At 72.5% G+C, this 15,856-nt stretch carries 18 protein-coding genes and 3 pseudogenes; 12 read left to right on the top strand and 9 right to left on the bottom strand.

What is annotated here, in order from left to right; genetic code table 11:
- Positions 1 to 23: 23 nt before the first annotated feature.
- Positions 24 to 194 (top strand): annotated as a pseudogene (locus U6N30_RS24865) (Kae1-like domain-containing protein); the annotation flags it as partial.
- A gap of 311 nt (positions 195 to 505) precedes the next feature.
- Here the strand turns inward: U6N30_RS24865 and U6N30_RS24860 are convergent.
- On the bottom strand, positions 506 to 1,696 hold the full coding sequence (locus U6N30_RS24860) for a class I SAM-dependent methyltransferase (RefSeq protein ID WP_324274390.1): 1,191 nt from the start codon (positions 1,694 to 1,696) through the stop codon (positions 506 to 508).
- A gap of 187 nt (positions 1,697 to 1,883) precedes the next feature.
- On the opposite strand from U6N30_RS24860, the gene groES reads away from it, so the two are divergent.
- From groES to groEL (U6N30_RS35735), 3 genes and pseudogenes are all read left to right on the top strand, one after another.
- Positions 1,884 to 2,192: a co-chaperone GroES gene (gene groES, locus U6N30_RS24855; RefSeq protein WP_092194970.1), complete on the top strand. Its 309-nt coding sequence runs from the start codon at positions 1,884 to 1,886 to the stop codon at positions 2,190 to 2,192.
- 105 nt (positions 2,193 to 2,297) lie between these two features.
- On the top strand, positions 2,298 to 3,038 hold the full coding sequence (groEL, locus tag U6N30_RS35740; RefSeq protein ID WP_479690544.1) for a chaperonin GroEL: 741 nt from the start codon (positions 2,298 to 2,300) through the stop codon (positions 3,036 to 3,038).
- Positions 3,032 to 3,939, top strand: a pseudogene (gene groEL, locus U6N30_RS35735) (chaperonin GroEL). Before groEL (U6N30_RS35740) ends, groEL (U6N30_RS35735) begins: the two are co-directional and overlap by 7 nt.
- A gap of 211 nt (positions 3,940 to 4,150) precedes the next feature.
- Here the strand turns inward: groEL (U6N30_RS35735) and U6N30_RS24845 are convergent.
- Positions 4,151 to 4,450 (bottom strand): WhiB family transcriptional regulator, encoded by a 300-nt coding sequence (locus U6N30_RS24845; protein ID WP_324274389.1) that lies wholly within the window; start codon positions 4,448 to 4,450, stop codon positions 4,151 to 4,153.
- Positions 4,451 to 4,796: 346 nt separating this feature from the next.
- On the opposite strand from U6N30_RS24845, the gene U6N30_RS24840 reads away from it, so the two are divergent.
- Positions 4,797 to 5,522, top strand: a complete 726-nt coding sequence (locus U6N30_RS24840; RefSeq protein ID WP_479690543.1) for a response regulator transcription factor — start codon at positions 4,797 to 4,799, stop codon at positions 5,520 to 5,522.
- A gap of 68 nt (positions 5,523 to 5,590) precedes the next feature.
- Here U6N30_RS24840 and U6N30_RS24835 read toward each other — a convergent pair whose 3' ends face one another.
- A complete protein-coding gene (locus U6N30_RS24835; protein WP_479690542.1) occupies positions 5,591 to 6,232 on the bottom strand; it encodes an ATP-dependent Clp protease proteolytic subunit in 642 nt (213 codons plus the stop codon).
- Between the two features lie 221 nt (positions 6,233 to 6,453).
- Complete coding sequence (locus tag U6N30_RS24830) at positions 6,454 to 6,783, bottom strand: DUF5319 family protein (RefSeq protein ID WP_324274388.1); 330 nt, start codon at positions 6,781 to 6,783, stop codon at positions 6,454 to 6,456.
- A gap of 195 nt (positions 6,784 to 6,978) precedes the next feature.
- On the opposite strand from U6N30_RS24830, the pseudogene U6N30_RS35730 reads away from it, so the two are divergent.
- The 4 genes and pseudogenes from U6N30_RS35730 to guaA all read left to right on the top strand — a co-directional run.
- Positions 6,979 to 7,563 (top strand): annotated as a pseudogene (locus U6N30_RS35730) (IMP dehydrogenase); the annotation flags it as partial.
- A gap of 125 nt (positions 7,564 to 7,688) precedes the next feature.
- Positions 7,689 to 8,504 carry an IMP dehydrogenase gene (gene guaB / locus U6N30_RS35725; protein WP_479690541.1) on the top strand — a complete coding sequence of 272 codons (816 nt, stop codon included), beginning with the start codon at positions 7,689 to 7,691 and terminating at the stop codon, positions 8,502 to 8,504.
- A 1-nt stretch (position 8,505) separates the two neighbouring features.
- Positions 8,506 to 9,621 carry a GuaB3 family IMP dehydrogenase-related protein gene (locus U6N30_RS24815; protein ID WP_324274387.1) on the top strand — a complete coding sequence of 372 codons (1,116 nt, stop codon included), beginning with the start codon at positions 8,506 to 8,508 and terminating at the stop codon, positions 9,619 to 9,621.
- Positions 9,622 to 9,652: 31 nt separating this feature from the next.
- Positions 9,653 to 11,215, top strand: a complete 1,563-nt coding sequence (gene guaA, locus U6N30_RS24810) for a glutamine-hydrolyzing GMP synthase (RefSeq protein ID WP_324278448.1) — start codon at positions 9,653 to 9,655, stop codon at positions 11,213 to 11,215.
- Between the two features lie 117 nt (positions 11,216 to 11,332).
- Here guaA and U6N30_RS24805 read toward each other — a convergent pair whose 3' ends face one another.
- Positions 11,333 to 11,884, bottom strand: a complete 552-nt coding sequence (locus tag U6N30_RS24805) for an META domain-containing protein (protein WP_324274386.1) — start codon at positions 11,882 to 11,884, stop codon at positions 11,333 to 11,335.
- Positions 11,836 to 12,708, bottom strand: coding sequence for an META domain-containing protein (locus tag U6N30_RS24800; protein WP_324274385.1), 873 nt, complete (start codon positions 12,706 to 12,708; stop codon positions 11,836 to 11,838). Before U6N30_RS24800 ends, U6N30_RS24805 begins: the two co-directional genes overlap by 49 nt.
- Before the next feature lie 196 nt (positions 12,709 to 12,904).
- Here U6N30_RS24800 and U6N30_RS24795 point away from each other — a divergent pair, with 196 nt between their 5' ends.
- The gene (locus U6N30_RS24795) at positions 12,905 to 13,255 is read left to right on the top strand and encodes a hypothetical protein (protein ID WP_324274384.1); all 351 of its coding nucleotides are present in this window, start codon (positions 12,905 to 12,907) and stop codon (positions 13,253 to 13,255) included.
- Positions 13,243 to 14,001, top strand: a complete 759-nt coding sequence (locus tag U6N30_RS24790) for a sodium:calcium antiporter (protein ID WP_324274383.1) — start codon at positions 13,243 to 13,245, stop codon at positions 13,999 to 14,001. Before U6N30_RS24795 ends, U6N30_RS24790 begins: the two co-directional genes overlap by 13 nt.
- Positions 14,002 to 14,016: 15 nt before the next feature.
- On the opposite strand, the gene U6N30_RS24785 is transcribed toward U6N30_RS24790, so the two are convergent.
- The 3 genes from U6N30_RS24785 to U6N30_RS24775 all read right to left on the bottom strand — a co-directional run bounded on the left by U6N30_RS24785 (position 14,017) and on the right by U6N30_RS24775 (position 15,215).
- A complete protein-coding gene (locus tag U6N30_RS24785) occupies positions 14,017 to 14,319 on the bottom strand; it encodes a hypothetical protein (RefSeq protein WP_324274382.1) in 303 nt (100 codons plus the stop codon).
- On the bottom strand, positions 14,312 to 14,806 hold the full coding sequence (locus U6N30_RS24780; RefSeq protein WP_422677979.1) for a LiaF domain-containing protein: 495 nt from the start codon (positions 14,804 to 14,806) through the stop codon (positions 14,312 to 14,314). The genes U6N30_RS24785 and U6N30_RS24780 overlap by 8 nt, the downstream gene beginning before the upstream one ends.
- 76 nt (positions 14,807 to 14,882) lie before the next feature.
- A complete protein-coding gene (locus U6N30_RS24775) occupies positions 14,883 to 15,215 on the bottom strand; it encodes a PspC domain-containing protein (protein ID WP_324274381.1) in 333 nt (110 codons plus the stop codon).
- A gap of 134 nt (positions 15,216 to 15,349) precedes the next feature.
- Here U6N30_RS24775 and U6N30_RS24770 point away from each other — a divergent pair, with 134 nt between their 5' ends.
- Entirely contained in the window at positions 15,350 to 15,769 is a 420-nt protein-coding gene (locus U6N30_RS24770; RefSeq protein ID WP_324274380.1) for a PspC domain-containing protein, read from the top strand.
- Positions 15,770 to 15,856: the final 87 nt, after the last annotated feature.

Raw genomic sequence — 15,856 nt, 5'->3', positions numbered from 1 at the left:
GCGCGGCAGCGGGCGGGGAGGACGTGCCGGTGGCCGATGTGGCGGCGTCCTTCCAGGAGGCGGTCGCGGACGTGCTCACCGCCAAGGCGGTGCGGGCCTGCCGCGACCACGGTGTCGACCACCTCGTGCTCGGCGGCGGGGTGGCCGCCAACTCGCGGTTGCGGGCGCTGGCCGAGGAGCGGTGCGCGGCGGCCGGGATCGTGCTCCGGGTGCCTAGCCCACGGCTGTGCACCGACAACGGCGCCATGGTGGCGGCCCTCGGCTCCCGGCTGGTGGCGTCCGGCGTCGCCCCTCCGCGCCGGACCTGGGCGCGGACAGCTCGCTGCCGATCGAGGTCGTCCGGCGCTGAGCCGCCAGGCGGTCCGTGCTCCTGCTCAGTGCCGCCCGGGGGAGGGCGTCGACTCATCGGTGGGGGTTGGCACGGAGGAAGGCTCGCAGACCAGCACCGTGGGGGCTCCGGCCACCCGGGTGACCACGACGACGGCCGAGTCGCTCCCGGGGCCCCTCAGCTGCCGGGCGAGGGCCTCCGGCTCGATGGGGAGCCGCGCTTCTTGACCACGACGCGGCCGACGCCGCGGGTCCGCAGGTGCGCCTTCAGCTTCTTGAGGTTGAACGGCAGCACCTCGGTGACGCGGTAGGAGCTCACCCAGGTCGACGTCGAGGGGCCGTCGGAGCTCAGGTAGGCGATGGTCGGGTCGATCAGGGTCGCGCCCAGGTCGCCGGCCACCAGCGACATCAGCCCCGAGCGGATGAGCGCCGGGTCGGGCTCGTGCAGCCAGCCGCGGACGGCGCCGACGGGGGCCGGGCCGGGGTCGCCGTCCGCCGTCACCTCCGAGAAGCGGCCGTCGCGCAGGAGGGTCGCCCGCCGCCAGGTGGTCGACACGCCGCGGCCCCACAGGAGCGCCTCGACGATGGAGCCGCCCACGGACACCCACTCGGCCTCCACGCCGGCCGGGACGCGGTCGTGGTCGAGGCCGGGAGCCACCTTGACCACACCCACCGGCACGCGGTCCAGCAGCCCGGTGACCGTCGACCACGGCGGCGACCACCGGTCGGGGTCCAGCTGCCGCCGACCGCCGGCACGGCGCGCGGGGTCGAGCACCGCCGCGTCGCACCCGGCCACCGCGCCGTGCCCGGCGGACGCCACGAGGTCCACGACGTCGGCGTCGAGCACCTCCACCCCGGACAGGCCCAGCGCAGCCGCGTTCAGCCGGGTCAGCTCCCGCGCCACGGGATCGCGGTCCACGGCGACCACGCGCGCGCCCGCTCGGGCCAGGGCGAGCGTGTCGGTCCCCGCCGCGCACCCCAGGTCGGCCACCGCCTCTGCGCCCTCGGCCAGCAGGCGGGCGGCGCGGCGGTCGGCGAGGACCGGGCGGCCGGCCTGCTCGAGGGTGTCCCCGGTGAACAGCAGCCGGTCGGCGTCGGCGCCGAACGTCGGCCGCGCCTTCTGCCGCTGGCGCGCGATGCCCCATGCCGGTCCGGCGAGGTCCGTCCCGACCTCGGCGCGCAACCGGCTCAGCGCGGACACCGCATCGGCACCGCCGGCCAGCAACGTCGCCGCCCGGGACAGTGCGGCGGCGCCGCCCGGCGTGGCCAGGGCCCGCAACTGGCGCACCGTCTCGGCGGCCTGTTCCTGCGGCTCGTGGTCCACCCGCACAGCGTGGCCTACGGGCAGGTCGGCCCCGTCGTCACCCACCCCGGGGACCCGGTTGAGCGGCTGGCACTCTCATGGGTAGAGTGCCAACCGACACGGGCTGGCGCCCGACCCCGCGACGGCGGGTGCCCGGATCCCGTGCCACAGCATCAGCAGTTCAGCACTACCGCAGTACCGCACCACAACGTCATAGCCACCAGCCGTCCGACACCGAAGGGGGCGTCACGACGTGACGACCGCTACCAAGGTCAGCATCAAGCCGCTGGAGGACCGGGTCGTGGTCCAGGCCAACGAGGCCGAGACCACCACCGCCTCCGGTCTGGTCATCCCGGACACCGCCAAGGAGAAGCCCCAGGAGGGCACCGTCGTCGCCGTCGGCCCCGGCCGCATCGACGACAACGGCAACCGCGTCCCGCTCGACGTGAACGTGGGCGACGTGGTCATCTACTCGAAGTACGGCGGCACCGAGGTCAAGTACAGCGGCGAGGAGTACCTCGTGCTCTCCGCTCGCGACCTGCTCGCCGTCGTGGAGAAGTGACCTCTCCCCGCTAGCACCACCGCACCCTCCGACCGCCCCGGGCGACCCGATCTCGGGTCCCGGGGCGGTCGTCTTTCCTTCATGCCCTGATCGAGAGGTCCCCACATGGCCAAGATCATCAAGTTCAACGAGGACGCCCGGCGTGCCCTCGAACGCGGCGTCGACAAGCTCGCCGACGCGGTCAAGGTGACGCTCGGCCCCCGCGGCCGCAACGTCGTCATCGACAAGAAGTTCGGCGCCCCGACGATCACCAACGACGGCGTGACCATCGCCCGGGAGATCGATCTCGACGACCCGTACGAGAATCTCGGCGCCCAGCTGGCCAAGAACGTCGCCACCAAGACCAACGACGTCGCCGGAGACGGCACCACCACCGCCACCGTGCTCGCCCAGGCGCTGGTGCACGAGGGCATGCGCAACGTCGCGGCAGGCGCCAACCCGATGGCCCTGGGCCGCGGCATGCGCGCGGCGGTCGACGCGGTGCACGCCGAGCTGGACAAGGTCGCCATCCCGGTCGACGACCGCAAGGCCATCGCCGGTGTCGCCACGATCTCGGCGCAGGACCCCGAGGTCGGCGAGCTCATCGGCGAGGCGATGGAGCGGGTCGGCAAGGACGGTGTGATCACCGTCGAGGAGAGCAACACCATGTCCACCGACCTGGACGTCACCGAGGGCGTCCAGTTCGACAAGGGCTACCTGTCGCCGTACTTCGTCACCGACCAGGAGTCGATGGAGGCCGTCCTCGAGGACGCCCTCGTGCTGCTGGTGAGCGGGAAGGTCGGCGCGCTCGCCGACCTGCTGCCGCTGCTGGAGAAGGTGCTCTCGCGCGGGGGCAGCCGCTGCTGATCGTCGCCGAGGACGTCGAGGGCGAGGCGCTGTCCACGCTCGTCGTCAACTCCATCCGCAAGACGATCAAGGTCGTGGCGGTCAAGTCGCCGTTCTTCGGGGACCGCCGCAAGGCGTTCATGACCGACCTCGCCGTCGTCACCGGCGGTCAGGTCGTCAGCGAGGACGTCGGTCTGTCCCTGGACTCGGTCGGTCTCGAGGTCCTCGGCACCGCCCGGCGCGTGACCGTGGACAAGGAGACGACCACCATCGTCGACGGTGGTGGCACGTCGGAGGCCATCGGCGACCGCGTGGCGCAGATCCGCCGCGAGATCGACGCCACCGACTCCGACTGGGACCGCGAGAAGCTCCAGGAGCGCCTCGCCAAGCTCGCCGGTGGCATCGGGGTCATCCGGGTCGGCGCGGCCACCGAGGTGGAGCTCAAGGAGCGCAAGCACCGCATCGAGGACGCCATCGCCGCCACGCGCGCGGCCGTCGAGGAGGGGTCATCCCCGGTGGCGGCTCGGCGCTGGTGCACACCGCCGCGGCCATCGATGCGCTCGACCTCGCCGGTGACGAGCTGACCGGCGCCCGCGCCGTGCGCTCGGCGCTGGACGCCCCGCTGGCCCGCATCGCGGAGAACGCCGGCTTCGAGGGTCGGGTCGTCGTCAGCAAGGTGCGCCAGCTGGGTGCCGGTCAGGGCTTCAACGCCGCGACCGGTGAGTTCGGCGACCTGGCCGCCCAGGGTGTCATCGACCCGGTGAAGGTGACCAAGGCCGCGCTCGGCAACGCCGCCTCGATCGCGGCCATGGTGCTGACCACGGACTCGGCGGTCGTGGAGAAGCCCGAGGAGGAGCACGAGCACGGCGGCGGGCACCACACCCACGGGCACTCGCACGGTGGGCACGGCCACTCGCACTGACGAAGGACCCCGTCCTCCTCACCGCTCGCACGCTCGCGGCGAGCCTCGGACGGGGCCTGATGATCAGGTGACCTGGTCATCCCGGGTCCTCCCTCACTGTCGACGGTGAGGGAGGACCCGCCACGGTGAGGTAGGACGTCGGCGAGAACGAACGAAGAGGGCGGGCCCGGAGGAATCCGGACCCGCCCTCTTCGGCGTGTGTGCGGGGGAACTACACCCCGGCGGCGACGGCGGCGGGCTCCGCGGCGATCAGCCGGGCCCGCTCCTCCTCGCTCATGCCGCCCCAGACCCCGTAGGGCTCGCGGACCGACAGTGCGTGCTTGAGGCAGGACTCGAGGACGGGGCACCGACCGCAGACTGCCTTCGCGGCGTTCTGCCGCCTCGCCCGGGCGGGGCCGCGTTCACCGTCCGGGTGGAAGAAGAGGGACGTGTTCTCGCCACGGCATGCGCCGTGGAGCTGCCAGTCCCAGACCTCCGCGACCGGCGTCGGGAGCCTGCGAATGTCGGCCATGTGTCCTCCAGCGCTCGGTGAGCCGGAGGGGGCTGTCCGGCTGCAAGGGGCCGGTGCCCTTGGCCCCCATGGTCAAACACGTCGTGATCGCAACTTTTCGTCAGATGTTCTGCGTCACGGCCCTCACCCCCGGGGTGATGGCCGCTGTTGTAGCCCGATCGTGTCGATCAAGGTGGGTTCTGGACGCGTCGGTTCCGGAGGGAGATCCCCGCCGAGATCGTGCCGCGACCAGCGCAGAGGAGGTGGCTCCCATGGACGGGGACCGCGACCCGCGCGACGCCGGCCGGGTGTTCCCCGGCCGGTTCGGGCCCGGCCGCGAGCCGTCCGGGGGAGCGAGGAGCAAGGCGTGATCGACGACAGAATGCGTGGGCCGGTCAACGGCGCCACTGTCTGGGTGTACGACGAGCGCCGGCGGGTTCGGGACGACGTCGCCTCGCGCCTGGTGGCGCTGCCCTTCGTGGGACGGGTCGAGGTGGTGGCCGACGCCACCTCCCTCATGTCCCGGCTGGCCACCCGGTCGCCCGACGTCCTCATCGTCGGTACCCAGCGAGCCGTGGACACCGGGCTCAGCGCCGCGACCCAGGCGCTGCGCGCCTACCCGGGGTTGCCGGTGCTGGTGCTCGGCGCTCCTGACGACGCCGAGAGCGTCCGTGCCGCCGTCGCCTTCGGTGCCCGCGGCTACCTCCGGTGGGACGCCAGCCCGATCGAGATGGGCCTGGGCCTGTCCCGGGTCGGTCTGCGCGCCGACGGCGGGCGCATCCCGCAGCAGGTGGGCTCCGGCCACACGAACGGTGTGCCCGCCTGGAGCGGTGCTGCGCCGCTGAACGGCTCCGCACCGACCACGGTGCGCTCGACCGTCCGCGAGGCCGCGCCGCAGGCGAGCCTGTCGATGCGGGAGATGCAGGTGCTCACCGGCATGAGCCAGGGCAAGAGCAACGCCCAGATCGGCCGCGAGCTCTACCTCTCCGAGGACACCATCAAGACCCACGCGCGCCGGCTGTTCCGCAAGCTGAGCGCCAAGGACCGTGCCGAGGCGGTCGCGATCGGCTTCCGCCGCGGCATCATGGCCTGACGAACCCCGGCATGCCCGAGGGCGGTCCCCGGTTCCGGGTGGCCGCCCTCGGGCGTGTGCGGACGGCGTCAGTCGCCCGCACCCGGATCGTCCCGGACGGGCAGTGCGGCGGCGTTCGCGACGACGTGGTCGACGAGACCGTAGTCCCGGGCCTCGTCGGGCGTGAACCAGCGGTCGCGGTCGGAGTCCTGCTCGATCCGGGCCACGCTCTGCCCGGAGTGCGCCGCCTGCAGCTCGTTGAGCTCGCGCTTGAGGCGGCCGAAGAGCTCGGCCTGGATCGCGATGTCGGACTGCGTGCCTCCGACGCCCGCTGACGGCTGGTGCATCATGATCCGCGTGTGGGGCAGCGCGAAGCGCTTGCCGGGGGTGCCGCAGGTGAGCAGGAACTGGCCCATCGAGGCGGCCATGCCCATTCCGTACGTCGCGACGTCGCAGTCGATGAACTGCATCGTGTCGTAGACCGCCATTCCGGCGCTGACCGAGCCGCCCGGCGAGTTGATGTAGAGATGGATGTCGCGGCGGGGGTCGTCGGCCGAGAGCAGCAGCATCTGCGCGGCGAGCTGGTTGGCGACCACGTCGTCGACCTCGCTGCGCAGGAAGATGATCCGTTCCCTGAGCAACCGCTCGTAGATCGAGTCAGTCAGCGTCCCCTGGGAGCCGCTCTCGCCCAGCAGACGGGTGTTCTCGCGCATCGACAGGGCAGTTCTCATGGGGCCGGACCTCCACGACTCGAGGGTGAGCTGTCACCCGGAGTCTGGTGCGAATGGCCAGGAAAAGCGCCGGTGAATGGTCGATTGCGCTGACTGCCGAATTGTTGCGCCGGTCGCGAAAGCGCATTGACATCCTCGCTGCGGCCGGGGTGTCGATCCCAGCCGAGGGTGCCGCGAGCCGCAGCACACGACGGTCACCGCATATCGGTGAGCGGGTTGTGCTACTCCTCGCGGGCGTGCTTGCCGGCGTTGTGCCGGCCGCTGGGCTCCTCCTGCTCGGCGGTCGCCGCCACGCCGTCGGCATAGCCGCTGGCGTAGTCCCAGCTGACGTAGTCGTCGGGGTTCGGGTCGAACGGCGGCTCGTGCCGGCCGGTCTGCCCCTCGTCGAGCAGCTGGCGGAGGTTGGCCTGCATCAGCGCCCAGTCGACGTGGTGCTCCTCGTCGCAGTCGGGGCAGTCGACGACGATGCCCTTGATGCCCGTCGGCTCGAGCAGGGTGCGGAACACCTCGAGCTCGGCCAGGTCGTCGAGGACACCAGCGCGCTCCTCCATCGTCAGCGGGGCTGACCCGCAGGATCGAGGGGCCCGAAGTCGGGACCGGAGGCGTCGTCGAACGGAGTCACGCCCTCCACGGTAACGGCCGGGCAGGCAGAGCACCGCCCCTTCCGGCCGCCGCCTACGATCGAGGGCGAACCTCTCGCGCCCGGCGACGTACGCCGACCGCAGTTCGACCCGATCTGCCGAAGGGTGGCCGCGCCTCATGCAGCCCGACTCCGTTCCCGAACTGCCGGCGAAGTTCGCCCCCTCGGGCTGACCTACGACGACGTCCTGCTCATCCCGGGCGCGTCCGACATCGTCCCGACCGAGGTCGACACCGGCAGCCAGGTCACCCGCCGGATCCGGCTGGCCGTGCCGCTGCTGTCCAGCGCCATGGACACCGTCACCGAGGCGCGCATGGCCATCGCCATGGCCCGTGTCGGGGGCATGGGGGTGCTGCACCGCAACCTCGCCGCCGAGGACCAGGCCGGCCAGGCCGACCTGGTCAAGCGGTCCGAGGCCGGGATGGTCACCAACCCGGTCACCTGCACGCCCGACAACACCCTCGCCGAGGTCGACGCCCTCTCGGCCCGGTACCGGATCTCCGGTGCGCCGGCGGTCGACGCCGACGGCGTCCTGCTGGGCATCGTGACCAACCGCGACATGCGGTTCGAGACCGACCCCAACCGGCTGGTGCGCGACGTCATGACGCCGATGCCGCTGATCACCGCCCCCGTGGGCGTCGACGCCGACACGGCGCTGCAGCTGCTGTCCAGGCACAAGGTCGAGAAGCTGCCGCTGGTCGATGCGGCGGGCCGGCTGCGCGGGCTGATCACGGTCAAGGACTTCGTCAAGCGCGACCAGTTCCCCTGTCCACCAAGGACGCCAACGGCCGGCTCGTCGTCGGCGCGGCCCTGGGCGTGGGGGACGACGCCTACAAGCGCGCCGGGCTGCTGGTGGAGGCCGGGGTCGACGTGCTCGTCGTCGACACCGCCCACGGTCATCAGCGCGCGGTGCTGGAGATGGTCGCCCGGGTCAAGAAGGACTTCGGTGGGGACGACGGCGTCGAGGTCGTCGGCGGCAACATCGCCACCCGCGTCGGCGCACAGGCCCTCATCGACGCGGGAGCGGACGCGGTGAAGGTCGGCGTCGGCCCCGGCTCGATCTGCACCACCCGGGTGGTCGCCGGCGTCGGCGTCCCGCAGGTCAGCGCGATCTACGAGGCCTCGCTGGCGGCCGGCCCGGCCGGCGTGCCGGTCATCGCCGACGGCGGCCTGCAGTACTCGGGCGACATCGCCAAGGCCCTGGTCGCGGGCGCTGACACAGTCATGATCGGAGGCCTGTTCGCCGGCGTCGAGGAGGCGCCCGGCGAGCTGGTCTTCATGAACGGCAAGCAGTACAAGACCTACCGGGGCATGGGCTCCCTGGGCGCCATGCAGAAGCGCGGCAACCAGTCCTTCAGCCGCGACCGGTACTTCGCCGACGACGTCCTCTCCGACGACAAGCTCGTCCCCGAGGGCATCGAGGGCCAGGTGCCCTACCGCGGCGCCCTGTCCGGCGTGGCCCACCAGCTCGTCGGCGGGCTGCGCGCCTCCATGGGCTACGCGGGTGCGGCCACGGTCGCCGATCTGAAGGAGCGCGGACAGCTGACCCGGATCACGTCGGCGGGACTGGTGGAGAGCCACCCGCACGACATCCAGATGACCGTCGAAGCACCGAACTACCGGGGCCGCTGACATGAGCGCACGCGACACCGTCGAGATCGGTCTCAACCGGTTCGCCCGGCGGGGCTACGACCTCGACGAGGTCTCGATCGTCCCGTCCCGGCGCACCCGCGACGTCGACGACGTCTCGACCGCCTGGCAGATCGACGCCTTCCGCTTCGACATCCCGCTGGTCACCAGCCCGTCGGACGCCGTCGTCAGCCCGGCGACGGCGGTCGCCGTCGGCAGGGCCGGCGGGCTCGGCGTCCTCAACGCCGAGGGCCTGTGGACGCGGTACGAGGACCCGGAGCCGGTCTTCCGCAAGCTCCGCGACGCCGCCGGCGACGGGGCGCCACCGCTCGCCCTGCTGCAGGACGTCTACTGCGAGCCGGTCAAGCCGGAGCTGATCGGTGAGCGCATCCGCGAGATGCGCGACGCGGGCGCGACGACGGCGGTCCGCGTCTCCCCGCAGCACACCGAGCAGCTGGCGCCGGCCGCGCTCAAGGCCGGGGTCGACCTGCTGGTCATCCAGGGCACGATCGTCTCGGCCGAGCACGTGACCACCCAGGGCGACGCGCTCAACCTCAAGCAGTTCATCGCCGACCTCGACGTCCCGGTGATCGTCGGCGGGGCGGCCAACTACACGACGGCCCTGCACCTGATGCGGACCGGCGCGGCCGGGGTGATCGTCGGCGTGGGGGCGGACAGCTTCTCCACGAGCGACGACGTCCTGGGCATCCGGGTGCCGCTGGCCAGCGCGATCGCCGACGCCGCGGCCGCCCGCCGCGACTACCTCGACGAGACCGGCGGCCGGTACGTGCACGTCATCGCCAACGGCCGGATCGAGACCAGCGGTGCGATCGCCCGCGCGCTGGCCTGCGGTGCCGACGCCGTGCAGCTGGGGAGCCGCTGCGGATCGCCGCCGAGGCGCCCGCCGGCGGGATCTGGTGGGACTCCGTCGCCGCCCACCCGCGGCTGCCGCGCGGCGGCACGTCGGCGCCGGTGGGCCCGGTCGGGACGCTGGAGCAGGTCCTGCTCGGCCCGGCGGAGACCTCGGACGGGCGCACCAACCTCTTCGGTGCGCTGGCCCGGACGATGGCCAAGACCGGCTACCGGGACCTCAAGGAGTTCCAGCGGGTGGACCTGGTGATCGGCGGGGCCAACGGGGACGAGTCCCGTTGATGGATTTTCCGACCGTCCTCGTCGTCGACTTCGGGGCCCAGTACGCCCAGCTGATCGCCCGGCGGATCCGCGAGGCCGGTGTGTACTCGGAGATCGTCTCCTCCGAGGTCCCCGCCGCGGAGATCGTCGCCCGGAAGCCGGCGGCCATCGTGCTGTCGGGCGGCCCGTCGAGCGTCTACGCGCCCGGGGCCCCGCAGGTGGACCCGACCCTCTTCGAGTCCGGGGTGCCTGCCTTCGGCATCTGCTACGGCTTCCAGGCGATGGCCCAGAGCCTCGGCGGCTCCGTCGCGCACACCGGCGACCGCGAATACGGCGGCACGGCGCTGACGGTCACCACCGGCGGCCGGCTGTTCGGGGAGCTGCCGGTGGAGCAGAACGTGTGGATGAGCCACGGGGACGCCGTGTCGCAGGCACCGCCCGGCTTCACCGTCACGGCGACGTCGACCGGGGCGCCGGTCGCGGCCTTCGAGGACGTCGACCGCAGGCTCGCCGGCGTCCAGTTCCACCCCGAGGTCCGGCACACCGCCCACGGGCAGACGGTGCTCGAGCACTTCCTCTTCGACATCGCCGGCCTCGAGCCCACCTGGACGATGGCCAACGTCGTCGAGGAGCAGGTCGAGCGCATCCGCGCGCAGGTCGGCGAGGGCCGGGCGCTGTGCGCGCTGTCGGGCGGGGTGGACTCCGCGGTCGCCGCGGCGCTGGTGCAACGGGCCATCGGTGACCGGCTGACCTGCGTCTACGTCGACCACGGGCTGATGCGCGAGGGCGAGACCGAGCAGATCGAGCGCGACTTCGTCGCGGTCACCGGCGTCGACCTGCGGGTGGTCGATGCCCGCGAGCAGTTCCTGGGTGCGCTCGCCGGGGTGTCCGACCCCGAGGAGAAGCGGAAGATCATCGGCCGGGAGTTCATCCGGGTCTTCGAACAGGCCGCTCTCGACGTCGTCGGCGATGCCAAGGAGCACGGCGACAGCGTCGACTTCCTCGTGCAGGGCACGCTCTACCCGGACGTCGTCGAGTCCGGCGGGGGCAGCGGGACGGCGAACATCAAGAGCCACCACAACGTCGGCGGCCTGCCCGAGGATTTGCAGTTCACCCTGGTCGAGCCGCTGCGGACGCTGTTCAAGGACGAGGTCCGCGAGGTGGGCGTCCAACTGGGCCTGCCCGAGGCGATGGTGTGGCGCCAGCCGTTCCCCGGCCCGGGTCTGGGCATCCGGATCGTCGGCGAGGTGACCCAGGATCGGCTGGACGTCCTGCGCCAGGCCGACGCGATCGTCCGCGCGGAGCTCACGGCGGCCAAGCTGGACCGCGAGATCTGGCAGTGCCCGGTCGTGCTGCTGGCCGACGTCCGGTCGGTCGGCGTCCAGGGCGACGGCCGCACGTACGGCCACCCGATCGTGCTGCGGCCGGTGTCCAGCGAGGACGCCATGACCGCGGACTGGACCCGGCTGCCCTACGACGTGCTGGCGAGGATCTCGACCCGCATCACCAACGAGGTGCGCGAGGTCAACCGGGTCACCCTCGACATCACCAGCAAGCCGCCCGGCACCATCGAGTGGGAGTAAGCAGAAGGAGCCCGTCCTCCCTACCACTCGCACGCTCGTAGCGGGACCCGGGACGGGGCCTGACCCCACGCCTCGCAAGCTCGGCGCGGACCCCTGCAGAAGGGCCGTTCCAGCTCGTCACCTGGCTGCTCGGTAGAGCAGCGCAGAGGTGTCGGCGCCGCGGGTGTCGACGGCCCGGACGGTCAGGACGTCACCGTCGAGCTGTGGGCGGAACGCGCCGGCCAGCACCTCGACGAGCGCGTCGTCCTGGGCGGTGACCTCCGCAGGGCAGTCGAGGAGCTCGTACTCCCAGCCGGTCAGGTGCACGGCGTCCCCGGCCGTCTGCCACACCGCCTCGAACTCACGACAGCCGGTGGACACGGTGGCTGTCCCGTCCGACCGCAGCTCCAGGGCGGCAGGGTGGGTCGCTGCCGACGTGCCGGTGCCGTGCACGACCGCCTCCAGCGCCCATCTCCGGTCGGTCAGCTCCTCGACCGGGACGGCCGGGAGGCGTTCGAACGTCAGGCTTCCTGCTTCGCTCGCGAGCACCAGGCGATCACCCTCCAGGTCCACACGGTGGGTCCGGTCGAGCAGGGCGTCGAGGTAGGCGCCCTCGGCGGCCCCGACCGGCCCCGCACACATCACCAGGGAGACAGCGACGTCCTCGAACCGGAGCTCGTCGCCCTCCAACGAGTAGGTACCGCCGTAGCCGTTGCAGAAGGACGTACCGCCGGCGCGGGAGCCGGGGAGAACGTCAGCGTCGCGCGGGACCCCTCCGGAATCGGCAGGGGTGAGCCTGCGGCAGAGCCGTCGACGAGCGCCCAGCTGCCGAGGATCTCCGCGTCGTCGGGGCTCTCGGCACGGTAGGCGAGACCGCGGCCGTCGTCGGCGGTGAGGGTGAGCCGGTCCTCCTCGATCTCCATGGCGGGGCCGCCGTGCAGGACCGCCGTCACGTGCGCATCCTGGCGCTCGAGATCGGGCGGGCACGTCGCGCCGTCGCCCATCAGGTCGTCGATGACCAGTGATCCGTCCTCCACCAGCCACGTGCCGGTGATCGTCCGGCAGCCGGTGGTCGCCTCCGCCGTGCGGTCGCTGTCGAGCAGCAGGACCGCGGGCTCGCCGGTCGTCGAGGACGCCGTCTCGCCCTGGACGACGGTCTCCAGCACCCAGCGGGTGCCCTCGAGCGGGCTGTCCGGCACCGGCGCCACCTGCGTGAACCGCAGCTCGACGCGGTCGCCGGTGAGCACCAGGTCCTTCCCGTCGGTCGACGCGGTGCGCACGGCGCCGAGGGCGTCCAGGTAGGCGCTCTCGGCGGCCATCACCTCGGGCTCGCAGGCCATCTCCGTCCGGCCCAGCCCGTCGATCGCGAGCGAGGACCCCTCCAGCCGGTAGGACGCGAAGTAGGAGTTGCAGAAGGCGACGCCGCTCAGCTCCTGCTCGTCGATGCGCAGGGTCGCGCCTGCCCCCGGACGGGGAGGTCCACGCCGTCCGCCGTCCCACCGGCGAACTGCCACTCGCCGGCGACGTCCGGAGTCGTGCCGGCGTTCCCGCCGCAGGCGGAGACGATCAGGACGGCCAGGAGCAGGAGGACGGCGCGGGGCACGTCAGGCTGACGTGTAGTGCGGCCGTCCGGTTCCCCGCCGGACGTGCGCGGCGGCCGCGGTCGTGCTGTGGTGGGGTGACCTGACCGGCGATCGGACGGAGCGTGGAGTGACCACCTCACCGTGGCCACTCCTGCCCAGCGTGCTCGCGCTGCTGGGAATGGCCGTCGTCATGGTCGTGGTCGGGATCCGGCTGACCCGTATCGCGGACACCCTCTCGGAACGCACCGGCCTCGGGGACGCGGTCGGCGGAGCGCTGCTGCTGGGCGCCCTGACCTCCCTGCCCGGCAACGTCACCGTGCTCACCGGCGCGCTGGAAGGGGATCCGGGCTTCGCGCTGGCCAATCCCATCGGCGGCATCGCTCTGCAGACGGTGTGGCTGGCGATCGCCGACCTGGTCTACCGGCGAGCCAACCTGGAGCACGCCGCGGCCTCCTGGAGAACGTCATGCAGTCGGTGATCCTCTCCGCGATGCTCGCGATCCCCGTCATCGGCTACGCCACCCCCGGCCTGCAACTGGGCTGGTTCCACCCGCTCTCGTTGCTCATCCCGCTCCTCTACGGCTACGGGCTGCGGCTGCTGCGCAAGATGCGCGAGGAGCCGATGTGGCAGCCGACCCGCACCGACCAGACCGCCGACGACGACACCGGCGAGAGCAACGGCGGCAATGGGGACGGCGCCGAGGACCCGTACGGCGCGACGTCCACCCGTGGGCTCTGGGCCCGGCTGGCCGCCCTGGGGCTGGTCGTGGGCGTCGCCGGCTGGATCGTCGGTCAGGCCGGGCTCGGTGTCGTGGCGGCGACCGGGCTCGACAGCGGCCTGATCGGCTTCACGCTGACCACCGGCATCAGCTCGCTGCCCGAGCTCGTGGTGCTGATCGCGGCGATCCGCCTGGGCCAGCTCACCCTCGGCGTCGGCAACATCGTCGGCGGCAACGTCTACGACGTCCTGATGATCACGGTCGCCGACCTTGCCTACCTCGACGGCCCGCTGTACCGGAACGCGGGCCCGACGAGCCTGGTGCTGCTGGGCGGCACGCTGCTGATGACCGCCGTGCTGGCCGGGGGCTCATCCTCCGGGACCGCAAGTGGATCGGCTTCGAGGGCATCTCGATACCGCTCATCTACCTGGCCACCGTCGCCCTGGTCTTCGCCAGCGGATGAACGGCGAAGGGCCCGGGGAGCTGGTGTCCCCGGGCCCTCCTGACGTCCGCTCCGGCGGTCAGCTGCGGCGCCGCCGGGACTTCTTCAGCTCCGACACCAGCAGCGCGATGCCACCACCGATGAGCAGGATCCAGACGAAGCCACCGTCCTCCCAGAACCCGAACGGCAGGTCGGCGCCGGCCATCGCGACGACCGCCAGGGCGATGAACAGCACGCCCGGGATCAGGGCGCCCAGGTCCACCGTCCGCCGGGGCGGCTCGGGGGTGTCCTCGGTCGACAGCGGCATCACCGTCTGCCAGTCCGCGAGCTGACGCTCCTGCCAGGCGGTCGGCGTGGTCGGGAACTCGCTGTAGTCAGCCACGGGACACCTCCACGTCTCCCACGCCGGAGTTGATGCTGAGGATGAACTCGGGCTCGCCGTCGTCGGTCCACGACGAGCTCCCGATGCCGGGGAAGAACCCCTCGGTCTCGGAACCTCGGTCGAAGACGTCCACGTCGCCGAGGCCGTGCTCGATCTCGAGCCGCACGTCCGCCGAGCGAGGCAGGACGACCTCGAGATCACCGACGCCGTGCTCGATGCGGGTGGTCACCGGATCCCCGGAGATGCCCTGGTCGAGCAGGCTGAGGTCGACGGTCACGTCGCCCAGGCCGCCGCTGTAGACCTCGCGGACCTCGGCGGCCGTCGCCGGCCGGTAGGTCCGGTCGCCCACTCCGGAGGCGGGGACGTCCACCGTCGAGACGGTGATCAGGGCCAGCGACAGGACGGCGCCGAGTGCGATGAGGCCGCCCCGTCCGCTCCGTCGCCCGGTGAGGGCCAGGGCGACCAGCCCGAGACCCACGACCGCCAAGCCGGCACCGAGGACCCCCGGCCGCCGATGTCCCAGTCGCTGAAGTGGTTGATCATCGCCAGGAACCCGAACACGATCAGCAGGGCGGCGACGGTGATGCGCGGGACCGGGGAGCGGGGAGGGCCGGCTTCGCCGCCCGCGCCGCGACGGCGGTGCCCGGCATGCCGGGGTAGGGGGACGGACCGGCGGGCATGAGCACCCAGAGGAGCAGGTACACGATGACGCCGGTGCCGGCGGCGAGGGTCAGGGCCACGAAGCCGACGCGCCAGAGGAGGGCGTCGATGCCGGTGTACTCGGCGAGCCCGCCGTTGACGCCGCCGAGGATCTTGTCCGTGCGGCTGCGGCGCAGCTGGGGGCGGACGGGCTGCGGTCCCTCCGGTGGGGGTGGCGGCCAGGACGGCGGCTCCATCGGCGGAGGGAGCGGCGGAGGAGCTGCGGGGGCGGAGCGGATGTCATGGCACAGAGCCTGCCCATCGTCTGTCCGGCAATCCATCAGGGAACGCCCCCATCCGACCCTGCATCGTCGGGAACTGCTCTTCCAGGGTGATCACCGGTGTCGGTGGGGCGGCCCGCGGTGCGACGATCGAGTACGTGACCACCGCTGCGACCGGGACGCCGCCCGGCACGACGGCCGACCGGCCGCCGTTGGCGCGTCCGCGGTCCGGACGGCTGATGGCCGGCGTCGCCGCCGGAACGGCCGCGCACCTGCGCCAGGACCCGCTGGTCGTCCGGGTCGCCTTCGTCGTCCTGGCGAGCTTCGGCATCGGCGTCGTGATGTACGGCCTGCTCTGGCTGACCATGCCCGTGGCGACCCCGGGCGAGGACCCGACCCCGGGGCGGTGCGGCTCGCGCGACCCACGGGCAAGCGCCAGGTGCTGGTCCTCGTGCTCCTGGGGATCGCTGCGGTCACCGTGCTCGGTCAGGTGGCCCGCCTCAGCAGCGGCGATCTGGTGCTGCCCCTGATCTTCGTCGCCGTCGGCATGGCCGTCATCTGGCGGCAGCTGGACACCGACCGCACGCTCAACCTGCCGGGCGTCCGCTGGGCGCTCG

The organism is Blastococcus brunescens, assembly GCF_035320885.1.
Lineage (GTDB): Bacteria > Actinomycetota > Actinomycetes > Mycobacteriales > Geodermatophilaceae > Blastococcus_B > Blastococcus_B brunescens.
The sequence above is the reverse complement of the archived record's forward strand: the minus strand, read 5'-3'. Positions and strand labels throughout refer to the sequence as shown.